The sequence below is a fragment of the Neobacillus sp. PS3-12 genome (assembly GCF_030915385.1).
Classification (GTDB): domain Bacteria; phylum Bacillota; class Bacilli; order Bacillales; family Cytobacillaceae; genus JAEVLT01.
Genome location: NZ_CP133268.1, coordinates 2,257,389 through 2,280,287, shown reverse-complemented (window position 1 = coordinate 2,280,287; position 22,899 = coordinate 2,257,389). Strand labels below are relative to the sequence as shown.

Below are 22,899 nucleotides of genomic sequence, written 5' to 3'. Positions count from 1 at the left end.
AAAATCCCATTTTTTGTGATTTTACTTTTTTTATTTTGTAAATATGATGAAAGATGTTTTAGAACAATATGATTCTGCATTTTTATTTTTCATTATTGTCATGGTGTAAATACCATAATGCAAGAGGTAGAGAGAAATAGAGATTAATCAATTTACACTTTAAAACCTGCAGACTCTTACTAGTTTTTTATTCATCAAAAAAGGGGGCTATTTAGTTGTTTAACTTTACCAGGAAAAATAATAAAACAGATAAAATTTGGGATTTGGTAAATACAAAAGAAAATAGCAACGATTATTCTTCGAATAGAAATGTTCGAGTGAATCAAGAAGAGGTAAATGTTTTAAATGAATTAAATCCTCCGGAAACTGAAGGACTTAATTTAAAGATTAAGAAAATAAATGATGTTGTTTACAAGGAAACACAGATTCTTATAACGGACTTAAATGGTTTTATTAATTACGTAAATGATAAATGCTGTGCTGCGCTTGGATATGAACATTGGGAATTAATTGGTCAACACACAAGAATCTTTAAAACTGGACTCCATTCGGAAGAATTCTATCAAAATCTTTGGGAAACGCTCCTTATGGGGGATATATGGGAGGGGGAAATTGCCGCCAAAAGAAAGGATGGCACAGTTGTTTGGTACTTCATGTCTATTTTTCCTATAACTGATCAAAGTAACAAACCTTTTTGTTTTTTAACAATTAGAAAAGATATAACAGAAGAGAAAGAAAAGGAAAAACAAGTACTTCTGCAAGAAAAACTATTGGCAGCCCCACCGGATGAGGTAGTTGGCATCGTTGATCAATATGGAAACTTTAAGTATGTAAGTTATGCAATTAAAAAAGTCTTTGGTTACAGTCCTTCAGAGCTAATAGGAAAAAATGGATATGATTACGTTAGGGAGGAAAGTCACCCTCAGCTTAAATTATGGTTTAAAAAACTAAAGAGTAACTTTGAAAGTCCAGATACCCTTGAAATTGAGTTTAGAAGCAAAAGTGGTTCATGGGTTTCATGTGCAATGACAGCTAAAAATATGCTACACGATCCTGATATAAACGGAATTGTTTTTATTCATAGAGAAATAACTGAGCAAAAACTTTTATATGAGAAAATGGAATACTGTGATATGTTAACAGGATTGCCTAATTATAAACAGCTTGATGTCTGTTTAAGTAAAGAGATAGATATCGCCAAGGAAAATAATGCTCTCATAGCTGTTGTCTACCTTGATTTAGATGATTTTAAATATGTGAATAATATGTTTGGCCGGCAAAATGCCAATCAACTTCTGATAGACTTTTCTTCCAAAATAAATGATGAACTTAAAAGCGAAGTCTGTATGTTTAGGCCTGGCGGTGATGAGTTTATTTTGGTTGTGAAAGGTCTGGACGACTATGAGGAAGTTGTTCAAGTTTTATCTAAACTCCATTCAAAAATTAACAATGAACCATACAACATTAAAGGAGAAGAAGTGCATCTTTCTGCAAGTATGGGGGTAAGCATCTTTCCATATTCCGGGGAAACGAAAGATAAGCTATTGAAAAATGCGGAAGTTGCCATGTATCGTGCTAAAAAGAGTGGAAAAAATCAGTTCCTAATTTTTTCACCAACTATGAGTTTATATAACTTTAAACAATTTACCTTAAGAAATGACTCAAAAAAGGCATTAATAAATAATGAGTATATTATTGACTTTCAGCCTCGCTTTGATCCTACAACGAATCAAATTGTGTCTGCAGAAGCTCTCATTCGCTGGAGCCACCCAAAATGGGGAATTGTTTCACCGACTGAGTTTATTTCTATGGCGGAGGATTCCGGATTAATTGTTCAAATTGGGGAATGGATGATAAAAAGAATATGCAATCAAATAAAAGAATGGCAAAGTGAAGGTTTAGCGGTAAAAAAAATATCAATAAACTTATCTGCTTTACAGCTGCTGCAGCCTAATTTTGTCGACATGGTCTTATCATCTTTAACAGAGTCAGCCGTTCATCCAAAATGGATTGAATTTGAAATAACTGAGACGGTAATCATTCAAAAGGAAGAGCAAGTTTTAAAGACATTAAATGAGTTGAGAAGTTCGGGCATAACAATAGCATTGGATGACTTTGGGACGGGATATTCCTCGCTTAATTATTTAAGCAAGTTTCCTTGTCAAGTAATTAAAATAGATAAAAGCCTAATAGACAATATTCACAAGGACCCAGATAGCTTTGAAATTACTTCGTCGATTATACATCTTTGCCATAAGTTGAAAAAAACAGTTGTGGCAGAAGGGGTAGAAACAAATGAACAGCTTTCTTTACTAAAGCAATTAAATTGTGATGAAATTCAAGGATATCTCTATAGCAAACCCATATCTGAACATAAATTCAGAGAGTATTTTAGGAATAACACATGGGAGAAAATAAATGATGTAAATTCTCGAGAAAAAATAAATCAAAGGAAATACTTCAGGATTAAATTTAAGACGCATCTGCTGGCGGCTAATATGACTATTGATAAAGTTGGCAATAAAAAGCTAAATCTAGGAAGTTCCCAAGTATTTATTGAAAATATCGGTCCAGGTGGATTATGCTTTTTCTCCAGCCTGCATCTCCCGGTAAAGGAAGAAATTCAGCTTTTATTTTTAACAGAGATAGCTTTTAAGGAATTAAAGGTAATTGGACACATTGTTTGGTCCAAAGAACAGAATAATGGTTTATATAAGTATGGTGTAGAATTTCAAGTAAAGAAAAGAGAACAAGAAGAACTTATAAAGTTATTGAACTCCATTGGAGTTAAGCTTAAGAAAAACCCTATCCTACCAGGGAGTAGCTTTGTGACGGTAAAAGATTTATAAACGACTAATTTCAATTTTTTTCATACCTGCTTGCTCACAAACTAGAAAAAGGTGGTAAAAGTGAATTTAACTACGTATAAAAACTTATTATTGGAAAAATTAAAAAAGCAATTTTCTCTTTGGTTTGAAAAGGGGGAGCAGGAGCCTATTGCCAATTCGGAAGTGTACAGGTTTCTCCATTCAATTAAAGGAACTTCAGGAACTGTGGAACTAATGGATATATATATGATATCAAATAATTTGATGGAAGAGATTAATAGGGCAAAAAAGGAAATCTGGGAAAGAGAAGAATTAAAGTTACTTCTCAATAAATTAATTATTCTTACTGAAAACTATGAAACATTTGAGTCTGGAGAGATTCATGGCAGGAATCTCTCACAAACAGATCATACCCCACTTATTCAGGTAATCGGGAATGATATCTCAAACCTCATTTTTTTAAAGGAATTTCTTGAAAAAAAAGGTTGGATTGTCGTTACGAATTCATCCGAAGAGAAAGTAATTTCGCAATATCTCGATTTAAACCCTGATTGTGTAATCATTAATGAGAATTCCCCCAGTCTGCTTGGGCTCGAAACCATCCAAGCGTTACGGCCTTATAGCCGCAAGCAATTTGTGTCAATCATCATGATTAGTAAAATGTGCGACAAAGAAACACGGTTACACGCTCTCAAAATTGGAGCAGATGATTTCTTAGAGAAACCGCTTGATTTAGAGGAATTGACTGTTCGTATTGAACATCATCTGGAAAGAAAAAAACTGTTCGAACAGTCTGCCTTAATCGACGAGCTTACGAAACTGTATAATCGACGTTATTTACATGTTACTTATAATCGCAGTTTGAACGATTTAAAGCGTAATGGCCAGCCATTTTGTTTAGCCATGCTGGACATTGATTTTTTTAAAAAGGTCAATGATAACTTTGGACATCCAACAGGAGACATGGTTCTGTCTGCGTTTGCTACTTTTTTGGAGGAAGGTATGCGAAATACAGACATCGCTTTTAGGTATGGCGGGGAAGAGTTTATTATCTTGTTTCCAAATACAAGTGATCATCAAACATATGAAATTATCACAAGGCTATTGGATGATTTCTCAAAAATTCGTTTTGAATCAAATGGTCAGGAATTTTCAGTTTCCTTTTCCGCCGGAATTCATATGATCAATCGCCCTGAAACAACCATTAAAGATGCTTTGAACTTTGCTGATCAGGCATTATATAGGGCAAAGGAATCCGGAAGAGCAAGAGTGGAGTACATGAAAAGCCCCGGGGAAGACTATGAGAATAGAAGGCTATTTATTTCAATTATCGATGATATTGCGATTATAAGAACTATGTTAATGCAGGAGTTACGGACGCTTAAAATTGACCATTATGATATTGACTTACAGGAATTTAAAGATGGACCAACTTTCCTTTCCTCCCAGCGTCTTAAACAACGTGGAGATCACTTTTTAATTCTCGACGGGGTTATGCCTGAAATGGACGGCTTTGAGGTTTTGGAAAAAGTAAAACAAGCCAAGGTTTCTAATCATGTTCTTGTGATGATGCTAACCGGAAGAAACAGCAAAGAGGATATAAAAAGAGCACTAAAACTTGGGGCAGATGATTATATGACCAAGCCCTTTAATATTGAAAATCTCCATTCAAGGATGAAAAAATTAATTCAACGCATCAAAAATCAAGATTTTGAGTCTGAATCCCCCCTTGTCGAAAATAAAGCTTAGGATGATTTTAATGAAAAGAATTTTATTGGCTGAAGATGAAGAAATTTTAAGAATGTTGATTGTGGATACGCTTGAGGATGAAATTTATCTTATTGATGAAGCTGAGGATGGCCAGGAAGCACTTCATTACATCAAAGAAAATCAGTATGACCTAATTATTCTAGATTATATGATGCCAGTTTTAACAGGGCTTGATGTAATTAAAATCGTTAGGTTAGAAAAACAGGATGTAAAAATTCTGATGCTTTCAGCTAAGAGCCAATTATCTGATCAAGAAAAAGCATTTGATACCGGGGCAGATTATTTTATGGCCAAGCCATTTAGTCCTAATGAGTTGCTTGAAAAAATTAAGGTGATCTTCAATGAGAATTAACACATACATCAGAAAGAAAAGTATCTCAAGACGGTTTGTCCTATTAATGGGTATCTATTTTTTCCTTTTTGCATTGGGAGCTGCGGCTTTTTTGACAACGCTCAATATGTTAAATCATTCATACCTAACCGAAAGCTATCAGCTTACCAAGGAGGAGAAAATTACAAAGGATTTAGATAATTGTTTTGATGATACCTTTTTTAATGAGCGTGGATATCTGGCATTTAACAATGTTGGTTTAAAAAATAACGCTATTGCGCAGGAAGCAAACGTAAGAAAACTAATAAGCAAATATAAAAAAATAAATTCTCCGATAAATAATCAGGATTTCATCCAATCTGTAGAAGAATTCACCAGCTATTATTTTAATGATAAATTGCCAGCTATTAACTCTATCTTTGAATCCGGAGATCAGGCTAAAGTTGTAAAACTTGCAAAAGAAGAAGTGACTCCCAAAATTGATTCATTCCAAAAGTTAATGAATAATCAACTCCAAAAAGTTGACATGGAAAATGAAAATCACCTTCAAAAGCTCATTGATTTGCAAACAGAGATACAGGTAGTATTTGTCATTATTATGCTATTAAGTTTCATTATTCTTTTGACTATTTTAGGTTATTTGTTTAAACAATTGGGTCGGCCTCTGGCAAAATTGGCTATGGCTGCGGATGAAATTGCAAGTGGAGAAAACACGACCATTGATCTTGACACATCAAAGGAAGATGAAATTGGCCAGTTATCTGCTACATTTAAAAGAATGGCCGAAAAGGTTCAGGAGAAGGAGCAGGATTTATTGGCCCATAACGAAGAATTGATTGCCCAACAGACTGAATTGGAAGATACACTAACCAAGCTTATGGAAAATAAGGAAAAATTAAAACGCCACAATCAAATTATCAATCAAATTTCCAACACATTAAACTTACAGGAGGTACTTGATAGCATTGTTGTCAATATGTGCAAAATCATTGATGCAGATAAAGGGATCATTACAATGACCTTTGATGAAGCCTATGCCTCATATGGGGTACCGCTCTCGGGGGTAAATCAATTCTTGACCCATATGAAAATTCCCTTGTTTGAACAATTGACAGCAACGAAGAAGCCTTTTTCGGTGAGAAGGCAGCAGGAAATTGCTGATAAAGGATACCACGAAGATAAAATTTACTGTAATGACCTTTTTTTGCCAGTTATATCTTCAACTGAAGAAGTGATTGCGGTCATGATGTTTTCGAGTTTTTCTTCACATTACCGAGTTTCAGAGATGGATGAATTCATTTCCCTTGCTAAAAGTATTGGAATTAGTTTGGAAAAAATCTCTCTCTATCAAAAATCTGAAGCCGAACGAAAGAGAAATCAGGATATCTTAAATACTCTAAAAGAAGGTGTTCAATTAATAGACCAAAGTGGTGTAGTTTTACAAGTAAATCATTATTTATGTGAATTATTTCAATGCTCATACTCCTACTTTATAGGCAGAACATGGGGAGAATGGACAAGCTTTATGAAATCGCAGGTAATTGAAGGTGAATTTGTTGAAAATTTAACTAAAATATTGGATTCATCTGAGGATTCGTTTATTTATACATTAGCTCATTCAAAGAGAATGATAAAAGTCTTTTGTGAAGAACTGTATCACGCAGATACCATGCTCGGCAAAGTACTGATTCATCGTGATATAACGAAAAATTACGAGGTTGATCAAATGAAGTCCGAATTGGTCAGTACTGTCAGCCACGAATTAAGAACCCCGCTTTCCAGTATTCTTGGGTTTACTGAACTATTGTTAAGACGTGAAATAAAGCCAGAAAAGCAGAAACAATATTTGAGCAATATTTTAAGTGAAAGCAAGCGACTTACCAATTTGATAAATGATTTTCTTGATATACAAAGAATGGAAACAGGTGCACAAACCTATGAGAAAAACCCGATTAAATTACTTCCTATTTTAGACAGTGTAATAGAGGCTCAGCAGGTCAGCACAAAACTACATGAAATAATCCTGGAAATTGATGATTCCGACCCAGTCATTTTAGGTGATGAATGCAAAATTAAGCAGGTTTTTACGAATTTAATTAATAATGCTATTAAATATTCACCAGATGGTGGGATCATTAAAGTAAGGATAATACATGAAGAAGACCAAGTGAAAATAGCAATCATTGATACGGGTCTAGGGATTCCTAAAGATGCCATAAATAAGTTATTTACAAAGTTCTATCGGGTAGATAACTCCGATCGGAGAAAAATTGGAGGTACGGGTTTAGGTTTATCAATCGTACAAGAAATTGTACATGCACATAATGGAGAAATTCAAGTCGAGTCAGAATATGGCCGTGGTAGTACTTTTATAGCAACTTTCCCAGTTTTCTAGGGAGGTTAAGATTAAGGTCAAAATTAATTCCAGTGCCACTGTCACGACCCGATATTTGTCGAAGAGTGATAGGTAAAAAGAGTTGGATGAAATGATATTATGGAAGTGCAACTGAATAGTACGACTATCAGCATCAGTCACTGTAAAAAGACAAATTATTAATTAGATTTGTTTATTTGAAGAGGACTAAAATTTTGATATATAAGTATTTCATGGACATCTTACAATGAATATTTTACTTGAATAGAGCCATCGTCACGGACATATTGAACCAGAATCTCGGATAGAGAACCACTCCATTATCAGCCACCATTGACTTTGCTTTTGTCCGTGTGTTGGTATAAATGAAGTTTGGCTAAAATAAAAGCCTATAGGCTTACCTGCTAACCACTTGAGGATTATCAGGAATTTTGGAGAAAAGAATCGGTCAGTGGGGGCAGTCCCCCTCAAGTAAACAACAAGAGTAAGAATTATCATCGTTATTTTTTTCTTGTGTAGGTATAATGAAAAAGGGAGAAGTTTTTTCTTCTCCCTAAATATTCACCATTAGCCTGGTGGGTATTTAACAGAATTCTTGTGGACCACCTAGTGCTTCCGAGGGCAGAGGTGGTTTTTTCGCTTTAGGTTTTAACTTTATAGATATCTTCATCCTTTATCCCACCATCATTTATGCGTTTTTAACTAATGTAGCGCTGTCATTTTGATCTTTGAAAAGAGGGTGATCTGGGCGAACACCAAACCATAAAATGGCTGTTACTATTATAGGAATAATATTAATTAGAAGTGCTGCATTCCATCCGATGGTTTGTGCTAACCATCCGCATACAAGTGGTGATAAAAAAGCACCAATGTTGCCCCACATGTTCATCCAACCGGAAACAGAGCCAGCGAACTCTTTCCCTAAATCATTAGCAACTGCCCAAGATGTTACTACTGGAAATCCTAAAGAACCAAGTGATAATGTTAGCCAAAGAACACTCATTGTCGTACTTTCTGCCCTAGATGCCAAAAACATGGTGATGGCAAAAGCAACAAGTCCGCCAATGGCAAGTCCACCTCGTGCTACCATTCTTGATTTTCCTTTACTTAAAAGTTTATCAGAGATAGCTCCACCCGACATAACCGTAATAAAAATAGCTAACCATGGTAAACTAGCAGACAGTCCTGACTTTGCCAAAGTTAAATGACGTGCTTCTTGAAGATACGTTGGGAGCCAGACTAAATAAATAGTAACAATATATATGGTGACAAAATAAGTTAGACCAAAAATCCAGAAACGAACATTCTTTAAAAGCTGCTTCCAAGGGGCTGCTTTTTTAACCTCTTTTGAAACGGAGCGTTCCTTAAGAATATATTCCAATTCTTCCTTAGAGATTTTAGGGTGATCCTCAGGCTTGTTTCTACCAAGAATTAACCAAATGATAGCGATTATAATTCCGACAATACCGAAAGTATAGAATGCAGCTTGCCAGCCAAATGCTTGAAAGATTCCAACAGTAATGGCTGGGCCGATTACTGGACCAAAATAAGATCCTGCAAGAAGGGCACTGGATGCACGTCCTTTTTCTTTCTTTGAAAACCAATAGGTATTAAAAACTGCATTTCCTGGATACATAGGACCTTCTCCTATACCAAATAGGAAGCGAACAGCCCCTAAAAGTCCATAGGATCTGGCTGCTGCTGTTAACATTGTAAATGCCGACCACCAAATAAGTGCAAAGGTAACAATAAATCTTGCACCAAATTTTTCACTTAATAAACCTGCAGGTATTTGAGAAGCAGCATACCCTAAGGAAAATAATGAATTCAGAAATCCAAATTGAACCTTATCCATTCCGAAATCTTTCATCATTGGAGTGGCAACAACTGCAATGTTTGACCGATCCATATAGGCAACTAATCCGATAATAAAGAATAAAAATGCAAAAAACCACCGTAAACCTGAGCGCTTAGCCATTTGATCATCCCCCTTTAAAGTTTATAAACAGATGGTCTTCTATCTTTAAAAACTGGCATTCTTTCTCTTACACTAGTAACCAAATCTAAATCAACATCACAATATAAAATAGTAGAATCAGATCCAGCTTCGGCAATCGTTTTCCCCCATGGATCTATGATCATGGAATGACCATTAAATACATCATTTTCATTCTTTCCTGACGTATTTACCCCTACAACAAACATTTGATTCTCAATGGCTCTTGCTCTGAGCAATGCTACCCAATGATCTTCACGTTGAATGGGCCATTCAGCAGGAATAAAAAGAATTTTTGCTCCTTCAACTGCATAACTCCGGGCAAGCTCTGGAAAACGAATATCATAACAAATTTCTACTGCTGCCAAGTGGCCGTCTAGATCAAATACATGACAGTCCGTTCCAGGGACCAAATATTGATCTTCAGCCATTAAGCCGATAAGATGGACTTTGCTATAGATATTTTGTAACTCTCCCTTAGGGTTAAAGGTGAGGGTGGTATTACGGACTCCTTCAGGAAATTCAACGGGATGTGACCCGCCAACAACCCAAACATTTTGTTTGCCAGCTATCTCTGAAAGAAATTGATATGTAGAACCCTCAAGCGGTTCTTTATGCTGATCCAGTTGTGCAAAATCGTATCCAGATGTCCACATCTCCGGTAATACTACAACTTGGGCGCCATTTTGGGCAGCCTCTGTAATCATTCGTTCTGCTGTCACGCGATTAATATTCTTATCCCCTTGAATAATCTCCATTTGACAGACGGCGATTTTCATTTCCGTTCATCCCCTTACTGCAATATTAGATAGTAATGTCTTTAACCCAATATTCATGTTTAATCGTACGTCCAAGAACGGGATCTGTTAAGGTTAGACGGAATCCATCACCGAATATGAATTGTCCGCCCAAGATCGGAACCGTTCCGCAAAATAAAATCGTTCCTTCAGGATCAATCGCTTGTTTACTATCCGCAAACTTCAGGATATCATCGACAGCCAAATTAGCAGTAACATGTCCATCTTGGTAAGCGATCCAATTATGATCTTTAAAAATTTCACATTTTAGTTGCAGTTCATCCCAATGATCAATCACTTCATCCAGCAACCAAGCTTCCTTAGCTACCGGTTTGGGTGTTGCTTGTTTCGCATATGGGATGCTGTATGCTTCCAACTCGCGATCCGTATGGTCAGAACCTACCGTAACGTATTTTTTTCCGTTATGGATTAATAGAACAAATTCCACTTCACCAGAAGTCTTTTTACCTAAAACATGGATCTCTTCATCTTGAGTTACTAAAATATTGCTTGCAGGATAAACCATTGGAATGGATGGGGGAGGTGCAATTCCCTCTAATGCTAATTCTTCAATATGTTTTTTTACCATCTCCTGGTTACGCCCTGAATAGCCAATGCATGCAGAATTTTTTACAGGAAACGTAACCTCTTCACCATTTTGTAAAGCATACTTCATAAGATACATTTTTTGTCACTCCTTTAGTATTAGTAGTAAACTTTTATTTTGGCTTCTTATTCTGCAACCACCTCCTTCAAGGATCATAAATGAATAGATTCTATAATTGTAAATTTTTAAGTATAGCTTCACGTGTACGATTAATATGAGTAATGACGGCTTTTTTTGCCTCCTCAATATCCCTCATTTTAATAGCATCAATAAGCGCAGCGTGCTCTTTTAACGTATGTTCATTTCGATCGGGGGCACCAAGGGCCCGAACTCCAAACCAGCGCAATTGGTCACTTATGGTTTGCATTAAATTCGATAAACGAACATTACCGCTCAATTGGGCTAAATAAATGTGAAAATCTTTATCGGTATTAATAAACTTATTTTTATCTTGTATTAATTGGGCTTGTATTCCATATATTTCTTCAATGTGTTCAATTTCTTTATCCGATATGGCTGGAATTAATAGTTCTACGACTAAAGATTCAATAGCCCTTCTAATTTGAATCACTTCTTCTACATCTTTTTCGGATATATTGCAAACGAAAGTCCCTTTTCTTGGAACGGATTTTACCCACCCTTCTAGCTCTAATAGTGGGATTGACTCCCTAACAGGGGTTCTGCTTATACCCAGCATTTCACTTAATTGACGCTCATATAATATTTCACCAGGAAGAATTGACTGTTCGATAATGGCATTTTTAATTGACTCAAATGCTTGTTGTTTCAGAGATATGGGTTTTACTTTTGAAAGGTTCATAATTTCTCCTAAATTCATTTTAAAAAGCCTGGCATGTGGCATGCCAGTTGTTTTGATTTTATAGTAGTTTTTTATTTTAGAATTGTCAATTAATTTTTGTGGTCGTGATATGGAATTTCAGGCACTCCTCGAGATTTGTTATATTCCTGAGTTTCCCCTGTTCCATTTACGGCAAAATGCAGTCATACGAATGAACCTCCTGATTCTTTACAGGAGACGGGGATAGGTTTTATAATTGTGTTAACTTTTTGAGAAATAAGTTAACATAAAACTATAGAATTGATGAAGATTCTAGCCATTAGAATATAAAAATCAAAAATCGATCCGATTGACAAAAGGAGTTGAAGTATGAGTTGAGAATCACTAGCACGTATAACATATCTGTAAAAAAGTATCCATATAAACCTGCTATCGTTACAGAAAATGAAATAGTCTTCTATATAGAGTGGCAAGAATTGGTGGAGAGGACGGCCGTTGCCTTTTTTAAAGAGGCTTCTATTCATAAACGTGTGGCCTTATTTTTACCTAATGGAAGTTTATTCTTACAATTATTTGCCGGAGCCAGTGCAGCCGGTTGGGCTAGTATTGTTGGAGATATTAGATGGAAGGATCAAGAAATAAAAGAACGTCTTGAGCAAACAAATCCCGATCTGATTATTGCCGACGATAAGATGAAATTGACGTTTCAAAGGTTCTCTAGACGGGTTCTTTATTCAGATGAAATCGAAAAGTGGATTCATCCCGGCTTGTCATTGCCAACAATCCAGGATGATACGGAGGCTACATTTTATATCGGGTTTACTTCCGGATCGACAGGCAAACCAAAAGCCTTCGTACGATCTCATACTTCTTGGATCGAAAGCTTTCGATGCAATCAAGTAGATCTTGGGATGACAGACAAGGAACATGTATTAATTCCGGGTTCCTTTGTGAATTCGACCTTTTTATATGGGGCTTTAAGTACGCTGTTCTTAGGGGGTACCATTTATTTGCTTTCCAAGTTTTCCCGACCCGGTTTATGGATAATCTGGATCAGTACCCGATTACTACGGCCTATGTCGTACCAACTATGATCCAGGGATTACTAAAAGAAGGCTGTAAGAGTGAAAAGTCTGTTTCCTTTATTTCTACCGGGGCTAAGTGGCTGCCGCAATCAAAGGAACAAATGCGACGGCATTTTCCCAGTGCTGAGCTTTATGAGTTCTACGGAACATCAGAGCTCAGTTATGTCACAGTTTTAAAAAGTAGTCAGCAAAAGCAATATGCTGCATCTGTTGGGCGGCCTTTTCATAATGTTGAAATCTGTATACGTGGAGAAAATGGACCTGTCCCGATCGGTGAAGAAGGCATATTATACGTAAAAAGTAAAATGCTTTTTGACGGTTATATAGATAATGAAGAAGAAACGAGAAAGGTACTGACAAGATGATTGGGCAACGGTATATGATATAGCCAAAATGGATGAGAAAGGCTACCTTTACATACTAGGACGGCAAAATGACATGATCCTCTATGGTGGAACAAATATTTACCCCCAGGAAATCGAAGAGGCTTTGAAAAAATGTCCCGGGGTGGAAGAGGTGGTTGTATTTGGCATTAAAGACGGGCATTGGGGAGAAAAAGCAGTTGCTTGCATTATAGGAAATGTGTCAATCCCTGTTTTAAAGCATTACTGTCTTGAAACTTTATCTGCCTATAAAATTCCCCGAATTTTCCGAAAGGTAAAGAACTTCCCTTATACCACTGGCGGGAAGATTTCTCGTCGGGAGATAAGAAGGATGTTCGAACAGGGAGTACTCATATGAACCGGGCAGTGATCGTTAAAGCCAAACGGACGGTAATTGGAAAGAAAGGTGGCATTTTGAAGGAGTATTTCCCAGAACAATTGGCAGCTTTTGTCATTGAAGAGCTTTCAAAAGATCTCCACGAGGAACCAGACGAAGTTCTTTTAGGAAATGCCGTAGGACCTGGAGGGAATTTGGGCAGGTTGTCAGCCTTGGAAAGTGATCTACCAGTGTCCGTTCCAGGTATAACAATTGACCGCCAGTGCGGTTCGGGATTGGAGGCAATCCGCCTTGCCTGCTACCTCATTCAAGGAGGGGCAGGGGAAATCTATATAGCGGGCGGGGTCGAAAGTTCAAGCCTGTCGCCGTTTGACCAGCGGTCCCGTTTTTCACCAGAACGGATTGGTGACCCCGATATGGGTGTGGCTGCTGAGAATGTGGCCAAAAAATACAGGATTTCTCGGTCCATGCAGGATGAGTTTGCCCTGCTTAGTTATAAACGTGCTGTCGAATCAGTCAAAAAGGGCTATTTTTCAGAGGAAATTGTGCCTATTTCAAATCTTCCTTTAAATGATGAAGGGATCAATCTAAAGATGAATTATGAACGGCTGCTGCGTCGTTTATCACCTTGTTTTAAAAAAAATGGTACGGTAACATCGGGAAATTGCTGCGGCATCAATGATGGAGCAGCGGCAGTCCTTGTGATGTCGGAGGATAAGGCAAGGGAACTTGGGTATAAACCCATTCTAAGGTTTGTGGATAGTATTGTAACGGGGGTGGATCCAAACTACCCAGGCATTGGTCCGATTCCAGCTGTTTCAAAACTATTGTCGAGAAATTCCTTGTCAATATTTGACATTGACCTCATCGAATTAAACGAAGCCTTTGCTTCAAAGGTTGTCGCTTGTGCAAGGGGATTATCCATTCCATATGAAAAGCTAAACGTGGAGGGTGGTGCCATTGCCTTTGGTCATCCTTATGGAGCATCCGGAGCGATTTTAGTGACGAGATTATTTTATGAAGTCCAGCGGTATCAAGTAAACTATATGATTTCAACGATTGGGATCGGTGGAGGTATCGGGATGGCTGTTCTATGGGAGACGATAGCATGAAAACAGAAGATGTGATCGTGACCATCACAAAAGAAATGATCCAAGGTTATGAAAGGATTTTCGGGAAACAGACATGTACCTGTTTAAAGACGTTGTCTGTTGGGGATCGTTTTCGCTGCACCGTCACGCTTGACAAAAAAATAAGTAAAGGAATATATACCTTTTATACCCAAACCCTAGTTGGCTATGACTTGGAAGGAAGCGAGTGTTTTCGATGTGTGTCCGATATAACTGCACGTTCACAATAACGGAGGAAAAAATTAACGAGTATGCCCTCCTATCTGGGGATTTCAATCCGATTCATCTCAATCAAAAGGAAGCAGAGAGTGCTGGGTTCCCTACACCTATTGCCCACGGAATGTTAACCATGGGCCTGGCCCTCGATATAGCCTCCGTTATTACGGAAAAAGGGATTATGATCTCCACATATGAAATGCAATTTTTAAAACCAGTTTTCCGAAATGATACACTTCACATCTTTGCAGTAAAAAAACAGAACAATGGTGCCTCAAGCCTGATCGTCCAAGGATTAAAGGGAAAGGAACTAGTCCTCCGTGGGAAAATATGCGAAGAAGATACCAGCGTCAGGTACCGCAAAAAGACAAATCAATAGTTTTGTTTATTTGGAGAGGACAGAACAACACAGCACAGAATCAGATTTTATCCTATCTCTTTTAGATACTAGTTCAATAGATTTGATGGAGGAGGCAGGAACTTTACATGTTTCCTGTCCTTTTCTTCAATCTTCTTTTTTCTTTAGGATTTAATAATTTATTTTTGAATACAGTTAGGCAAGAAATGAATAAATCAACCTCATTTGAATCAAAGTAAAATGAGCAGCCATCACTTTTTGAATCATTTTCGTATCTTACTAAGTCTAGGCACCACAAAAGGACAAACTATAAAAAAAATTTTAGTTAAAAGTCTACTTTATCCATTTCTAAATTTTCTACGGCTGTTTTAAGACCAATATTTTGAACCTTAATATTTAATTTAATGATTGCCTCATTTGCTTCTTCTAATGACATTTCCTTCCCGAAGGTTAAGGTTTCACTAAATAGTTTTTGTTGTTGTGATACCTTCAAATTAGCATACTGTAAAGTTTCTCCTGATTTCCTAATACTCGCGAATTTAACGGATGAAATATTATTGGTTGAAATTGAACCGCTATGTACAACTTGTTCAATATCTTCCAAGCTTTTTTGCCAAGATGGGAGTCCTTCAATATTTATTCCTTCCCAATCATCATAATCTGCAACCAAATTTTTTGTATCGACTTTAAGTTTTAATAAGACTCCTACATTTGGTATGCTGGGGTCGAACATTGTAGCATCAACTGCCCCGTAATAATAAATCTCTGCACGACTTGCACTTCCTGCTAAATATATTCCCTTTTGAATCCCAGAATTCTGTAACCCTAATCCGTTGCTGGTGATGCCAGTTTCCACAGAAGGAACCAATTTACCTTGAGCCATAATGCAAGTCAATACCTGACTTGATGTAGCATGAAATAAAGTTAACTGTCCCTCTTCTTGGGAACTTTTTAATTCCGTCATTTACTTTCCTCCCTCAAAAAAGCAAATTTCTTCTAAATACTCGCATATTCTCAAAATTACATAAGCACCTGATAGGAAACACACCTAAGCCAGAAATCCTTGTATTCTTCAATATCTATAAAAGAGATGTTCATATTTGTATATATACGGGAGATTGGAAATTCATCAGCGCACAACCCAATACAGCTGTTGCGATCGAAGATAGTGACCAAAGACTATTGGAAAGAGAAATTTAATGGCCGTGTTATAAAAACGAACATTTATCGTTTGATTGTAAAAACGGAAAACTAACCCAGCGCACAGAATCATAGCTGCGATTAATTAGGGGGGCATTACTAAATGTAGTTGGTGCTTTTTATGATTTAGAAAAATTGGCATATAGATGACGCATAAGCCCAATAAATACGGATATCCAAGCAGCCATAGCAATATATACCATAATTTTAGGGATTATTACTAAAAAGGGGGTTTCCAGTGCCTGAGACAATTGGTATGTACTTGTGGAATACATGGCTAGTGGAAATGCCATTCCCCAAAATTGCGGGTCATACGAAAGTGGATAACGATGATAGAGATGTCGCCATATCATGAGAATAAATAACAATGGAATCCACCATGTACCCGTTACCCAGAAAAATAAAGTAAAACCTTTTAAGAATGGAGTAATTTCAGCAAGAATAGACAATGACTTTGAATGTAGTATTAATGTTGATCCTGCAAGCGTAGTGATGGCAACTGCCCCCATATTTATCCAATAAGGGGGGGTAAGAGCAGAGTATTTTAACCTTAGAAAAGTGAATCTATAAAATATAAGAGTAATGATGTTTAAATATAACATGCAACCTAAAAAGTACATACATAAAGAAAAAAACAAGATGACTCCCTGTCCAGCATCTACTTTTGATGAAATAAGTGTGCCAAGTATCGAAATAGATTGTGTCGCAACAGCTGCAATCAGCCAAGCTCCATTAATCCCTTCAGACATTGTAGGCTTATTCTTCCTTACTGTAACTGCTGCAAAAAAAGTATACATAATTATTACCCATAAAAAGATTGCAAGTGCCCATAAATAAATTGATACAGAATAGTTGTTTGAAACAATAATTAATTGACTACCAAATACACAGGTTCCTGCAACTAATGTAAAAAATCCAGGTCCGAGTGTATGACTTGTTAAATCCGCCAATATATTAGGGAAAAAGAAAAAAAGACGGACAAGAGTAAAAAACCATAAAGAAAGATAAGCAATCACATTAATAAACAATAATATCTTTGAAATGAACATCATACCAAGTAAAAATGTTCCTGTTGATAATGCTCCCGTAGCCATGACTAGTGCAAAATATCCAGGAAAAAGATGAACTGCTGTTTGCTTTATAAAATAAACCATATGATCGCCTCCAAAATAATTTTAAAACATTTCCATTAACAGGGAGGTGATAATATTCACATTATTCTAAAAATAAAAATTTTTAAATTGAAAGTAAATTGGACAATTGTAAAAGTGAAATATTGAAACAGAAAAGTTATACATATTTTGAATATTGAAAAATATTTAAGTGAATGTGATTTTTTTCATTAACCTTTTTTACTAGTTGTCTTAAAATGGATGTTAATTATAGGAGTTCAAAACCCTTGAGAAAATTACAATTTATGTAAAATGTTGATGTGCAAAAACGAATTACCTTATACGAGGAGGAAAAATAAATGAATTTATTATCTAAAACTAGAAAGATTAATGCTCTCTTACAAGATATTGTGGGTAAGTCGGTTAATTTTAAGAATATGTCTAAGACATTAAGTGATGTAATGGAAGCAAATATATTTATTATTAGTCTCCGAGGTAAGTTGTTAGGATTTTCTGTTAACAATCAAATTGAAAATGAGCAAATAAAACAAGCGCTTGAGGATCATCAATTTCCTGAAGAATATACAAAAAAGATATTAAATATGAAAGAAACTTATCTAAACCTCGATTTAATCAATGAATCTTCTGTATTCTCAATAGAAAATATGGATTTATCCAAAAAGGAATTAACTACCATTATTCCTTGGTGGGGGAGAACATTTAGGAACATTAATTATTACAAGATTTAAAAAGCCGTTTTATGATGAAGACCTTATTCTCGCAGAATACGGTTCTGCAGTCATTGGGATGGAGATCCTTCGTGAAAAATCTGAAGAGACGGCAGAGGAAGCACGAAGCAAAGCTATCGTACAAATGGTAATTAGTAAATTATCATATAGTGAAATGGAAGCCATTACACATATCTTTGAAGAACTTAATGGAAAAGAAGGTCTATTGGTTGCTTCAAAAGTTGCAGATCGAGCTGGAATTAACCGTTCAGTCATTGTCAATGCCCTACGTAAATTAGAGAGTGCAAATGTTGTTGAATCACATTCCTTAGGCAAGAAGGGAACCCATATTAAAGTGTTAAATGATAAATTTTTATTTAAACTTGAAAAATTAAAATCTAGCAATAATCTTTTAGCCTAGAAAATAATAGAAAAAATGTTTCCTGAACTGTAATCACATTTCGATCAATCTTTATTCTGTTTAAAGATGGGCAATCCTATCAGTATCAAGACTCAATTTATCTACAAAATAATTTTATCTTTTTTCCAGAGCATTAAGCGTAGCTTAATGTTTTTAATAATTAAAATGGATCAAAGAGCATTATAAAACCATAATTAACAGGTGGTGAAGGATTTGGAAATTACAAAACAATTATTATTAAATTTATCTCTCTTTTTGGTCCAAATTTTTTTCTTTCAGATCTTTAATGAAAGACGCAGGAGTCTAGGTATTCCAAAATGGACCATTTTATTACTTTGCACAATTGCCCTTATTATTAGTTTAAGTTTATCTATCAAAATAGGTGAGTATGCAAGGTTTGATTTAAGGTCGATTCCTTTGATTATTGGAAGCTTGTATAGTGGCATGGGTATAGGTGTTTTCTTATTTTCCATTACAATGGTATTGAGGGCTTTTTTCGGAATTAATTACGGTTTATTGGTTACCTTCATTGTTTTTGGAATTCAAACCTTCATTTATATCGGTTTACATAAGTGGTTTTTAAATCAAACAACGAGGAAAAAAGTTGCTTGCTGTACGCTATTATCAATCTTGAATTCTATCTTATGGATATTAATAATGATGATTAATGAGGAATCTGTAACTTCTCCCGAATTGTGGTTAAGTCTTATCGTCATTCCGACTATTGGAACATTAATTTGTACATATGTAATTGAGTCGTTGAGAAAAAACCTTATTTTAAGAGAAAAGATAATTTTATCAGAAAAAGTCCAAGCTATTTCGACCATGGCTGCGTCCATATCCCATGAGGTGCGTAATCCTTTGACCTCCATCAGAGGATTTTTACAATTAATGAATTATAGCGACTTTGAAGAGGAAAAGCGAAAGGAGTTTATTCAAATTTCCATTTCCGAATTAAATCGTGCAGAGAAGATTATCAATGAATATCTTTCATACTCAAAACCATCTGTTAAAAAAGTAGCACCTCTTGATGTTAATCTTGAAATAAATCAATTAATTTCTATCTTGGAACCGCTATCAAATATGAATTCTGTAGTCATTGAAAAAAATCTTAACAGTACTGCAAAAATTTTGGGTGATAAATCAGAATTTCATCAAAGTTTCTTGAACATTATGAAGAACTGTATTGAAGCCATGCCACAAGGAGGAATATTATTGATCAACACCATTGACAAAAACGATTCAGTTCAAATCGTTATTGCAGATACTGGAGTAGGTATGACGAATGAACAAATTCAAAAACTCGGTGAGCCTTATTTTACGACAAAAGGTTCAAAAGGGACGGGTCTGGGAATGATGGTTGCTTTTAATATTATTAAGGCTATGTATGGAAAAATAAAAATTAAAAGTATGATTGGTAAAGGATCGACATTCCTGATTCACTTCCCTATTGCAAATTTAACACAAAAACGTATTCCCAACAGCCGGCTTGTTGAAGGTAGTATTGAATTTCTAGATTCTCAGGTATACTTACCCATGAAATCAAAGTAAAGGAAGCCAATCAACATGCAAATATCCCGTGCCTGTCACAACCCGAATACACCCTTTTTCTTCTTGGCTCTGTTATTGTTCATTGTTGACTTCGGCAGGTGTACACACTTAATCGGAAGAAAATGAGTATCGATCTTAAAAGATATATCATTAAGCGAATTTCAAGTCGTGCAGGAATTAAGAAGAGGATCCATCCTCATCAATTACGACATAGTTATGCAACCCACATGATTAATAACGGGACACCTCTTGAAGTTATCCAGAGTTTGCTTGGTCATGAGAAGAGTGAGACCACAAAAATATATGCGCAGCTAAGTGGAAAGTTGAGGCACGATTTTTATAGCAAATATTTTTGAAAGCTGCTTAAAATGATTTTAATCGGATTTGACATGCGTTTATATTGATGCATGTCTTTTAGCAATAGGGCCATATTGCTGAAGAAGAGTTCAAGAAATTTATTGGTAATTCATTTAAAGTTATTTGGGATTAATCGGGGTGAACCGTACCATAAGTAATGAGATTTTTATTTTATGAAAGAAGGACTTATCGGGACTTAAGGTAAGTCCTTTATTTTGTTTTACAGTTGGTCGGAAAACTTATAATACTTTCTACCACAAAAAGATATATCTATTTCCCCAGAACTGTACTGCTGTCTTTTACAAGTATAAAAGGCTATATTTTGATGAAGCAATTTTGCATGGATAGGATCGCTTAGAGTAGTCTAAAGAGTATGAATTTATTATTAACTCAATACTTAGAGAAAAAAGACGATATCAAAAATATAGAAAAATACATTAATCTAGCAAGAGGCATTATAGGAGGATAAAGACATTATGAAATTTAAATGGGGAAACATTAGTTTGAAATTAAAAATAATGATTGCTTTTTTTATCATTCTCATTATTCCATCCGTTACGATTGGAATTATTGGATATAATAGTGCGGAGTCAGAAGTTAGAAGTGAAATACTGCATACAGCATCCACAAATATTAATTTGCTTAATTCAACCATTGATAACTTTATAAGCCCAAAAATGAATGATGCTGATTATTTTTCAAGCATCGTGAATTCCCAGCAATATAATGGAGAAGACAGTCCGGAAGTCAGAAAATATTTTGATAAATATGCTGCTCTCCATCCGGAAATAGAGGGTATATACGTTGGAACAAATACAGGATTAATGGTTGAATCCCCAAGAAGGCAGTTAGCTAGCGGTTATGATCCTAGAAAAAGAGGTTGGTATCAGCAGGCAATGCAAAACAGTGGCAAAGTCGTTATAACTCCTCCATATATTGCAGCTTCTACTGGAAAAATGACAGTTACGATTGCCAAAACATTAGATGATAGCTCAGGGGTCATTGGGATTGATTTGAACCTTAATTCAATTAGTAAACTGACAAACAGTATAAAAATTGGTGAAAGCGGATATGCCTTTCTTTTAAGCGAGGATCGGCTATATATAACCCATCCAACTGCAAAAATTGGCACTCAAGCGAAAGAGTCATTTTTTGATCAAGTATTTAAAAGCGATAATGGTGAGTTCCAATACAATTTAAATGGACAAAATAATGTAATGGAGTTTACAACCAATAAATTAACGGGATGGAAATTGGCAGGAACTACGCTATTATCTGATTCTGCCAATGCTGCAAAACCTATTTTTAATCGAACACTATTAGTGATCGTTATTTCCTTTATTCTAGGTGGGATAATAATTTTTCTACTGGTAGGCTCGTTTATAAAACCAATTCTAATCCTGAGGGATAAAGTATTAAAAGTAAGTAATGGAGATTTAACTGAACAGATTGATATAACATCCAATGATGAAATTGGCGAAGTAAGCAAGGCTTTTAATAGTATGCAGTCCAGTTTGCGCACCCTTATTGAAAAAATAGAAATAAGTGCTGAGCAAGTTGCTTCACATACGGAACAGTTGGCAGCTAGTACTGAACAAACCAGTATTTCTACAGGAGAGGTAACAAAAGTAATACAGGAAGTGGCAAGTGGTGCTGAGAACCAGACAAGTGGTTTGGACGGAAATGCCAGAATCCTAGAGGAAATCTCAAAGGGAGTTATTCAAATTGTTGATAATTCCAGTTTGGTGTCGGAACTTTCCGTTAAAACTTCTGAACAAGCAGTGGAAGGGGGAAAATCTGTTCATCGTACAATGAACCAGATGAATTCTATTTCTAATTCCGTAGAAAAATCTAATCAGATGATTAATTCATTATATGAACGCTCAATCGAAATCGGTTCAATATTGGATATTATTAGTGAAATTGCCAATCAGACCAATCTGCTGGCATTAAATGCTGCCATTGAAGCTGCAAGGGCCGGTGAACATGGAAAAGGTTTTGCGGTAGTAGCTGCTGAGGTTCGTAAATTAGCTGAACAATCACAGAACTCAGCAAAACAAATAACTGAATTAATCAAGGGAATACAAAATGATACAAATAATTCGGTTCAAGTTATGGGGAAAATAACAGAAGAAGTGGACAATGGGATTAAGGTTTCAGCAGAAACAATTAGTAAGTTTGATCAGATTATGAAAAGTATGCAGGAAATGACTCCGCAAATTGAGTCTATTTCAGCTACCGTTCAGCAAATATCTGCTGGGATTCAAGAAGTGACAGCAACCGCAAATGAACTTGCAAATATTGCAAGAGACAATGCAGCTATTTCTGAAGAAGTGGCGGCATCAACCCAGGAACAGCAAGCTTCCATTGAGGAAGTTTCGGCATCTGTCAGCTCCCTTTCAAAAATGGCAGACGAATTAAAATTAGAAATCAATCAATTTTCATATTAAAAGTAGATAGAGGATTATTTACTTCATAACCTGTTAGGTAAATGGAAAAATAGGATTTGGAGCTAAGCG

Annotated in this window: 19 protein-coding genes and 1 pseudogene; 14 read left to right on the top strand and 6 right to left on the bottom strand. The window is 35.9% G+C overall.

Annotation, left to right across the window (positions count from 1 at the left end; all coding sequences use genetic code 11):
• The first annotated feature begins 215 nt into the window (after window positions 1-215).
• From RCG17_RS11535 to RCG17_RS11520, 4 genes are read left to right on the top strand one after another with little or no spacing between them, the layout of a single operon-like run.
• Window positions 216-2,849, top strand: a complete 2,634-nt coding sequence (locus RCG17_RS11535) for an EAL domain-containing protein (protein WP_308175284.1) — start codon at window positions 216-218, stop codon at window positions 2,847-2,849.
• Window positions 2,850-2,909: 60 nt separating this feature from the next.
• Complete coding sequence (locus RCG17_RS11530) at window positions 2,910-4,577, top strand: GGDEF domain-containing response regulator (RefSeq protein WP_308175283.1); 1,668 nt, start codon at window positions 2,910-2,912, stop codon at window positions 4,575-4,577.
• 10 nt (window positions 4,578-4,587) lie between these two features.
• The gene (locus RCG17_RS11525) at window positions 4,588-4,950 is read left to right on the top strand and encodes a response regulator transcription factor (protein WP_308175282.1); all 363 of its coding nucleotides are present in this window, start codon (window positions 4,588-4,590) and stop codon (window positions 4,948-4,950) included.
• Window positions 4,940-7,324, top strand: coding sequence for a HAMP domain-containing sensor histidine kinase (locus tag RCG17_RS11520; RefSeq protein ID WP_308175281.1), 2,385 nt, complete (start codon window positions 4,940-4,942; stop codon window positions 7,322-7,324). Before RCG17_RS11525 ends, RCG17_RS11520 begins: the two co-directional genes overlap by 11 nt.
• Window positions 7,325-7,991: 667 nt before the next feature.
• Here the strand turns inward: RCG17_RS11520 and RCG17_RS11515 are convergent.
• From RCG17_RS11515 to RCG17_RS11500, 4 genes are all read right to left on the bottom strand, one after another.
• On the bottom strand, window positions 7,992-9,281 hold the full coding sequence (locus RCG17_RS11515) for an MFS transporter (protein WP_308175280.1): 1,290 nt from the start codon (window positions 9,279-9,281) through the stop codon (window positions 7,992-7,994).
• A 14-nt stretch (window positions 9,282-9,295) separates the two neighbouring features.
• A complete protein-coding gene (locus tag RCG17_RS11510; RefSeq protein ID WP_308175279.1) occupies window positions 9,296-10,078 on the bottom strand; it encodes a carbon-nitrogen family hydrolase in 783 nt (260 codons plus the stop codon).
• A gap of 25 nt (window positions 10,079-10,103) precedes the next feature.
• Entirely contained in the window at window positions 10,104-10,781 is a 678-nt protein-coding gene (locus RCG17_RS11505; protein ID WP_308175278.1) for a DUF2848 family protein, read from the bottom strand.
• Window positions 10,782-10,872: 91 nt separating this feature from the next.
• Entirely contained in the window at window positions 10,873-11,523 is a 651-nt protein-coding gene (locus RCG17_RS11500) for a GntR family transcriptional regulator (RefSeq protein ID WP_308175277.1), read from the bottom strand.
• 353 nt (window positions 11,524-11,876) lie between these two features.
• On the opposite strand from RCG17_RS11500, the gene RCG17_RS11495 reads away from it, so the two are divergent.
• The 6 genes from RCG17_RS11495 to RCG17_RS11470 are packed head-to-tail and all read left to right on the top strand — an operon-like array spanning window position 11,877 to window position 15,032.
• Window positions 11,877-12,596 carry an AMP-binding protein gene (locus RCG17_RS11495; protein WP_374120920.1) on the top strand — a complete coding sequence of 240 codons (720 nt, stop codon included), beginning with the start codon at window positions 11,877-11,879 and terminating at the stop codon, window positions 12,594-12,596.
• On the top strand, window positions 12,593-12,952 hold the full coding sequence (locus tag RCG17_RS11490; protein WP_374120919.1) for an AMP-binding protein: 360 nt from the start codon (window positions 12,593-12,595) through the stop codon (window positions 12,950-12,952). The genes RCG17_RS11495 and RCG17_RS11490 overlap by 4 nt, the downstream gene beginning before the upstream one ends.
• A 28-nt stretch (window positions 12,953-12,980) precedes the next feature.
• A complete protein-coding gene (locus RCG17_RS11485) occupies window positions 12,981-13,328 on the top strand; it encodes an AMP-binding enzyme (RefSeq protein ID WP_308175276.1) in 348 nt (115 codons plus the stop codon).
• Window positions 13,325-14,419: an acetyl-CoA C-acyltransferase gene (locus RCG17_RS11480; protein WP_308175275.1), complete on the top strand. Its 1,095-nt coding sequence runs from the start codon at window positions 13,325-13,327 to the stop codon at window positions 14,417-14,419. The genes RCG17_RS11485 and RCG17_RS11480 overlap by 4 nt, the downstream gene beginning before the upstream one ends.
• The gene (locus tag RCG17_RS11475) at window positions 14,416-14,667 is read left to right on the top strand and encodes a hypothetical protein (RefSeq protein ID WP_308175274.1); all 252 of its coding nucleotides are present in this window, start codon (window positions 14,416-14,418) and stop codon (window positions 14,665-14,667) included. Before RCG17_RS11480 ends, RCG17_RS11475 begins: the two co-directional genes overlap by 4 nt.
• A complete protein-coding gene (locus tag RCG17_RS11470) occupies window positions 14,634-15,032 on the top strand; it encodes a MaoC family dehydratase (protein WP_308175822.1) in 399 nt (132 codons plus the stop codon). Before RCG17_RS11475 ends, RCG17_RS11470 begins: the two co-directional genes overlap by 34 nt.
• Window positions 15,033-15,336: 304 nt before the next feature.
• Here RCG17_RS11470 and RCG17_RS11465 read toward each other — a convergent pair whose 3' ends face one another.
• The gene (locus RCG17_RS11465; RefSeq protein ID WP_308175273.1) at window positions 15,337-15,975 is read right to left on the bottom strand and encodes a PARP domain-containing protein; all 639 of its coding nucleotides are present in this window, start codon (window positions 15,973-15,975) and stop codon (window positions 15,337-15,339) included.
• Window positions 15,976-16,330: 355 nt separating this feature from the next.
• Window positions 16,331-17,365: a tellurite resistance/C4-dicarboxylate transporter family protein gene (locus RCG17_RS11460; RefSeq protein ID WP_308175272.1), complete on the bottom strand. Its 1,035-nt coding sequence runs from the start codon at window positions 17,363-17,365 to the stop codon at window positions 16,331-16,333.
• 317 nt (window positions 17,366-17,682) lie between these two features.
• Here RCG17_RS11460 and codY point away from each other — a divergent pair.
• The 4 genes and pseudogenes from codY to RCG17_RS11440 all read left to right on the top strand — a co-directional run bounded on the left by codY (window position 17,683) and on the right by RCG17_RS11440 (window position 22,830).
• Window positions 17,683-18,472, top strand: a pseudogene (gene codY, locus RCG17_RS11455) (GTP-sensing pleiotropic transcriptional regulator CodY).
• A 213-nt stretch (window positions 18,473-18,685) separates the two neighbouring features.
• Entirely contained in the window at window positions 18,686-20,023 is a 1,338-nt protein-coding gene (locus tag RCG17_RS11450) for an ATP-binding protein (protein ID WP_308175271.1), read from the top strand.
• 122 nt (window positions 20,024-20,145) lie between these two features.
• Window positions 20,146-20,379: a tyrosine-type recombinase/integrase gene (locus RCG17_RS11445; protein ID WP_308175270.1), complete on the top strand. Its 234-nt coding sequence runs from the start codon at window positions 20,146-20,148 to the stop codon at window positions 20,377-20,379.
• Window positions 20,380-20,856: 477 nt separating this feature from the next.
• A complete protein-coding gene (locus RCG17_RS11440) occupies window positions 20,857-22,830 on the top strand; it encodes a methyl-accepting chemotaxis protein (protein ID WP_308175269.1) in 1,974 nt (657 codons plus the stop codon).
• Window positions 22,831-22,899: the final 69 nt, after the last annotated feature.